This window comes from Streptomyces sp. ADI96-02 (assembly GCF_003846185.1).
Classification (GTDB): domain Bacteria; phylum Actinomycetota; class Actinomycetes; order Streptomycetales; family Streptomycetaceae; genus Streptomyces.
Genome location: NZ_ML123034.1, coordinates 4573665 through 4579592, shown reverse-complemented (window position 1 = coordinate 4579592; position 5928 = coordinate 4573665). Strand labels below are relative to the sequence as shown.

Genomic DNA, 5928 nt, shown 5'->3' with positions numbered 1-5928 from the left:
GCCTCCCGTCCGGCGAGAGGTCGTCCCTCGATCGCCGGACGGGCTCGACGCCGTCGGTCCGCGGTCGGTCAGGCCGTCGTGCCGGTGATCGCCTCCGCCGCCGCCAGGCCGCAGACGCGTGCCGCCCCGTGGGTGGCCACGTGCAGGGCGCCCCGGGGCTCCGCGCGGGGCAGGCCCATCTCGACGACGATCGTGTCCGGGCGGGCCGCCAGGAGTTCGTCGAGCGCTTCGGCCATCCAGGCGTGCCGGTGCACGTCGCGGACCACGGCGACGACGCGCCGCTCCCCCGCGGCCCTCACCACCGCCGCCGCCGTGCCGGGGCTTTCGCCGTCGTAGGTGTCCGTGCCCGTCCCGGGCAGGATCCGGCTCAGGTCGGCCGCGATGCCCCACGGCGTCTCGGCGCCGACCGCGATGTTCGCGACCGGGGTGAACGCGGCGACGTAGGCCGCCTCCGTCAGCAGGTCGCCGTCCCCGGTCACCCGCACCGCGCGCCGGGCGGCGACCAGGCCGATGTCGGAGCTGACTCCGGTGCCGGGCGCGGTCCCCTCCTGCACTTCCGCGCCCGGCTCCGGGACGTCCCCCCTGGCCCCCTGCGTCCAGGACGCGAGGGCTCGTACACGGGCGGCTGCGTCCGCGAGCCGCTCCTCGGCCAGTTCTCCGCCGCGTACGGCCGCGACCAGCGCGTCGCGCAGCCGCAGCACCGTCTCCTCGTCGGCCAGCCCGCCGCCGACGCAGATCGCGTCCGCGCCCGCGGCGATCGCGAGGACGGACCCGCGCTCGATGCCGTACGTCTTGGAGATGGCGTCCATCTCCATGCCGTCGGTGACGATCAGGCCGTCGTAGCCCATCTCCCCGCGCAACAGCCCGGTGAGGATCTGCGGGCTGAGCGTGGCCGGGTGGTCCGGGTCGAGTGCGGGAAGCAGGATATGCGCGCTCATCACCGATTTGGAACCCGCCGCGATGGCCGCCCGGAAAGGCACCAGCTCACGGGCGTGCAGCGTGGCGAGGTCGACGTCGATGCGGGGCATCGCGTGGTGCGAGTCGACCGCCGTGTCGCCGTGCCCGGGGAAGTGCTTGGTGCAGGCGGCCACGCCGGCGGCCTGCATGCCCTCGACGTACGCGGCGGTGTGCCGGGCGACCAGCCGGGGGTCCGCGCCGAAGGAGCGCACGCCGATGACCGGGTTGGCCGGGTTGGAGTTGACGTCGGCGGACGGCGCCCAGTTGAGGTTGACGCCGCACTCCGCGAGCCGGCGGCCCAGTTCCTGGGCGACGGCCCGGGTGAGGTGGACGTCGTCCACGGAGCCGAGGGCGAAGTTGCCCGGGAAGGAGGAGCCGTTGGTGACCTCCAGCCGGGTCACGTCGCCGCCCTCCTCGTCGATCGCGACGAGGACGTCGTCGCGCTCCGCGCGCAGCCGCGCCGTGAGGGCGGAGAGCTGCTCGGGCGAGGTGATGTTGCGGCCGAACAGCCCGACGGAGGTGAGCCCTTCGCCGAGGCGGCGCAGCAGCCAGTCGGGGGCGGTGGTCCCGGTGAACCCGGGCTGGAGCACCGCGAGCGCGTCGCGCGTCAGGGTGTCCGTGGTGGAGACGAGGGTGGTCATGAGCCCGCTATCCCTTCACAGCGCCGGAAGTGAGACCCGCGGCCATCTTCTTCTGGATGATCATGAAGAACACGACGACCGGGAGGGCGATCATGGTCGACGCCGCCATGAGCGCGCCGTAGTCCGTGCCGCGTTCGGTCGTGAACGTCATGAGCCATACGTTGAGCGTGTACTTGGAGTTGTCGTTGATCAGGATGTACGCGAAGAGGTATTCGTTCCACGCGTTGACCAGGGCGAAGATCGACGCGGCGGCCAGCCCGGGGGCGAGCAGCGGGAAGATCACGCGGCGGAAGGCGCCGAAGCGGGTGCAGCCGTCCACCATCGCGGACTCCTCCAGCTCCACCGGGATGTTCACCACGAAGCCGCGGATCATGATCGTGGCGAAGGGCAGGGTGGAGACCAGGTAGACGACGATCAGGCCCCAGTACTCGTCGATCCCGCCCATGGCGTTGAGCTGGGCGTAGATCGGGATGAGCATCGCCGTCGGCGGCAGCATCTGGACCAGGATCATGATCAGGACCAGGGCCTTGCGGCCGAAGAAGCGGAACCGGCCGATGGCCAGGGCCGCCAGCGTCGCGATGACCATGCCGCCGACCACCGCGGTCACGGCGACGATCAGGCTGGACTGGATGGCGGTCGCGAAGTTCGGCTGCTCGGTGGCGCGGACGAAGTTGTCGAAGGTGATCGACGAGGGCCACAGGGTCTGGTCGTAGCTGCGGATCTCCCGGTTGGGCCGCAGGGCGCTGACGACGAGCCAGTAGACCGGGAAGACCATGACCAGGGCGACGCCGAGGCCGAGCAGGTCGAAGTGGAGCCGGCTCTTCCTGCGGTCGGGGCGCAGCGCCTGTGTTTCGGTCGGGCTGCTCATTCGACCTCTCCCGTCTTCATGAGCTGGCGCAGGTAGTACACGGCCACGCCGGACAGCAGCAGCACCGTGATCAGGGCGATCGCGGTGCCCTGGCTGAAGGAGGTGGACTCGAACGCCTTGGAGTAGGAGTAGAGGCCGAGGGTCTCGTACTCCGGCTCGGGCTTGTTGCCGCGCAGCAGCCAGATCTGGCCGAAGACGTTGAAGTCCCAGATCACCGAGAGGGTGGCGACCATGGTGAAGACCGGCTTGATGACCGGCCAGGTGACGAACTTGTAGACGCCGTACGCGCCGGCGCCGTCGAGGGCCGCGGCCTCCTCCAGTTCCTGGGGGACCTGGGTGAGGGCGGCGTACAGGGTGACGACGACGAACGGGATCGCGCCCCAGACGACGAGCAGGGTGATGATGCCGAAGCCCTGGATCGGGTCGAGGTACCAGTTGTGGCCGAGCCAGTCCTCGCCGACGACCTCGGCGATCAGGGTGTTGATCAGCCCGTAGTCGGAGTCGGCCATGAACCGGAAGATCGACGCGGCGACCATGAGCGGCATCGACCAGGCCGCGATGAGGCAGGCGGTGAGGACGAGCCGGACCCAGGTGGAGAGCCGGCGCATGAGCAGGGCGACCAGCAGTCCGATGGCCATGGTCAGCGTCACGCAGATGGCCATGAAGACGACCGTGCGGAAGGTGACCCACCAGAACTCGGAGTCGCCGAGGATGTTGGTGAACTGCTCGAACCCGACCCAGGGGGCGGGTTCCCCGCTCCACAGCTCGCGGCGGCCCATGTCCTGGAAGGACATGATGACCGTCTTGCCGAGCGGGTAGAGGTAGACGGCGGCGATCGCCACGATCGCCGGGAGGATCAGGAGGTAGGGCAGGAGTTCGCCCTTCTTCCGCTTCCTCTTCTGCACCCGGGGCACGTCGTCGAGGGGCGGTTTCCCGATCGGCTGCGGGTCGGGTGGTGCGGGGACCGGCGGCCCGACGGCCTTGGTATCAGCGGCAGACACGTGGCTGACCTTCCATCGCGGGTCCGGGGCGGGCCCCGGAATTCACGGCGTTCACTTGCTGGAAAGGCGGGAAAGGCGGGAAAGGAGCGGGGCCCGGCACTGGCGCCGGGCCCCGCCCGGCGATCGGAAGGTCAGGATTCCTTGTTGATCAGCGCGTCGATCTTGCCGTCGGCCTTCTTGGCGGCGTCGGCGACCGAGGCGCCCTTGACGATCTCCAGGAGCATGTTCTGGAGGACCTCCTCCTTCTCCACGGAGGCCCAGCCCGGCGCGATCGGCGTGAACCAGGCGTCCGGCACCGCGTTGGCGATGGCGGCGGTCTCCGGCTTGGCCTTCAGCGGTTCGAGCTGCTTCTCGTTGTTGGGGAGGATGTTCTTCGACGCGAGGACCTCCATGGACTTCGCGTTGGTGAAGAGGGAGATCCATTCCTCGCCGAGGTCCTGGACCTTCGACTTGGAGATGGTCGCGAGGTCCGAGCCGCCGATGAAGGACGGGAGGGCCTTGCCCTCGGGGCCGGGCATACCGGCCGTGGCGATCCTGCCTTCCAGCTTCGGGTTGCCGTTCTCGCCCGTGGTGACGCTGCCGGCCTCCCACGCCTGGCCGTAGATGACCGCGGCCTTCTCGTTGGCCATGACGTTGGCGTGGTCCTGCTCGTCCTTCGTCTGGTCGGCCTTGTTGTACTTCTTGACCAGGTCGGCGAAGTGCTGGATGCCCTTCTGCGCCTCGGGCGTGGAGAGGGTGGCCTTCCACTTCTTGCCGCCCTCGTCGTACTCGGCTATCTGCCCGCCGTAGGCGGCGACGTAGGACATCGCGGCGTACCAGTAACGGCCGGGGAAGTAGAGGGAGGAGGCGCGCTTGTCCTTCTTGCCCAGTTCGGCGGCGACCTTGTCCATGGCCGCCAGGAACTCGTCCTCGGTCTGCGGGAGCGTGTCGCTGCCGGTGCCGGCCTTCAGCATGTCCTTGTTGTAGACGGCCAGTCGGGCGCTGGCGTAGTACGGGACGCAGTAGGTCTTGCCCTCGAAGGAGCAGGTGTCCTTCAGACCCTTGATCCAGGTGTCGGAGTTCTCGTACTTCTCGGGGTCGATTTCGCCGAGCGCACCATTGAGGATGTACTGCATGGTCTCGGTGTTGCCGAGTTCGACGACATCCGGGAATTTGTCGCCACCGAGGGAGGTGTCAAGCTTCTTGACCTTGTCGGCCCACTGCTGGTATTGAACCTTGACGGTGACGCCCGGGTACTTCTTGTTGAACTCGGCGTTGACGTCCTTGACCAGTTCGGGCCAGGTGGACTGGGCCTCGCCCATGAGCCAGACGGTCAGGGTTTCCTTGCGGTCCTCGGGGTCCTGCGACGATGCCTTGTCGTCGGAACCGCATGCCGCGAGAGAAACCAACATGCCCGCGACGCCGATCGCCGCGATGAGCTTGCGCTTCACGCCAAACCCTCCTCAGGGATGCTGCAACCCCACCCACCGCGAAGACATTCGACGAGTTCTGCTGGGGCTGGACCTGGTCTTTAATGGTTTAGACCAGTACCGGGAGCTTGGCCTAGACCTTTAGGGGTGTCAAGGGTGTATAAGAAGTGCACTCGCGTCCGTTATAGGACCGACACCTAAGGGAGGGCGACGACCCGTGACCGGACCGTGCCACCATGTGAGCCGCGACAGACGGAGGAGCCGGTGACGGCAGCAACGCAGCAGGCGGGAAGGCGGACCATGGGCGCCGAAGGGGGCAGTACGGGGAGCGAGAGCGGGACCGGGACGCGCACGGCGCGCGTACCGAAGTACTACCGGCTCAAGCGTCATCTCCTCGACATGACGGACACGTTGCCACCCGGCACCCCGGTGCCGCCCGAACGCACCCTGGCCGCGGAGTTCGACACCTCGCGCACCACCGTGCGCCAGGCCCTCCAGGAGCTGGTCGTCGAGGGCCGGCTGGAACGCATCCAGGGCAAGGGGACCTTCGTCGCCAAGCCGAAGGTCTCCCAGGCCCTCCAACTGACCTCGTACACCGAGGACATGCGGGCCCAGGGCCTGGAGCCGACGTCCCAGTTGCTGGACATCGGCTATGTCACGGCGGACGACACGCTGGCCGGCCTGCTGGACATCTCGACCGGCGGGCGGGTCCTGCGAATCGAGCGCCTGCGGCTCGCCAGCGGGGAGCCGATGGCCATCGAGACCACCCACCTCTCGGCCAAGCGCTTCCCGGCGCTGCGCCGTTCGCTGGTGAAGTACACCTCGCTCTACACCGCGCTCGCCGAGGTGTACGACGTGCGGCTCGCCGAGGCCGAGGAGACCATCGAGACCTCGCTCGCCACTCCGCGCGAGGCCGGTCTGCTCGGTACGGACGTGGGCCTGCCGATGCTGATGCTCTCCCGCCACTCGATCGACGGCCAGGGCGAACCGGTGGAGTGGGTGCGGTCGGTCTACCGGGGCGACCGGTACAAGTTCGTGGCACGCCTGAAGCG

At 68.6% G+C, this 5928-nt stretch carries 5 protein-coding genes; 1 reads left to right on the top strand and 4 read right to left on the bottom strand.

All coding sequences use genetic code 11. The annotated features are described in order from the left end of the window. Window positions 1-68: 68 nt before the first annotated feature. From EES43_RS20325 to EES43_RS20310, 4 genes are all read right to left on the bottom strand, one after another. Complete coding sequence (locus EES43_RS20325) at window positions 69-1598, bottom strand: glycoside hydrolase family 3 protein (protein ID WP_124270031.1); 1530 nt, start codon at window positions 1596-1598, stop codon at window positions 69-71. A gap of 7 nt (window positions 1599-1605) precedes the next feature. Then, window positions 1606-2466: a carbohydrate ABC transporter permease gene (locus EES43_RS20320; RefSeq protein ID WP_124270030.1), complete on the bottom strand. Its 861-nt coding sequence runs from the start codon at window positions 2464-2466 to the stop codon at window positions 1606-1608. Further along, the gene (locus tag EES43_RS20315; RefSeq protein ID WP_124270029.1) at window positions 2463-3467 is read right to left on the bottom strand and encodes a carbohydrate ABC transporter permease; all 1005 of its coding nucleotides are present in this window, start codon (window positions 3465-3467) and stop codon (window positions 2463-2465) included. Before EES43_RS20315 ends, EES43_RS20320 begins: the two co-directional genes overlap by 4 nt. Before the next feature lie 131 nt (window positions 3468-3598). Next, complete coding sequence (locus EES43_RS20310; protein ID WP_124270028.1) at window positions 3599-4897, bottom strand: sugar ABC transporter substrate-binding protein; 1299 nt, start codon at window positions 4895-4897, stop codon at window positions 3599-3601. A 279-nt stretch (window positions 4898-5176) separates the two neighbouring features. Between EES43_RS20310 and EES43_RS20305 the strand changes: the two genes are divergently transcribed. Further along, on the top strand, window positions 5177-5928 hold a 752-nt coding region (locus EES43_RS20305), incomplete at its 3' end, for a GntR family transcriptional regulator (RefSeq protein WP_164493344.1).

Bases quoted from the DNA above. Each gene is read 5' to 3' on its own strand.
- EES43_RS20320 (WP_124270030.1), bottom strand. From the start codon at position 2,466: ATGAGCAGCCCGACCGAAACACAGGCGCTGCGCCCCGACCGCAGGAAG.
- EES43_RS20325 (WP_124270031.1), bottom strand. From the start codon at position 1,598: ATGACCACCCTCGTCTCCACCACGGACACCCTGACGCGCGACGCGCTC.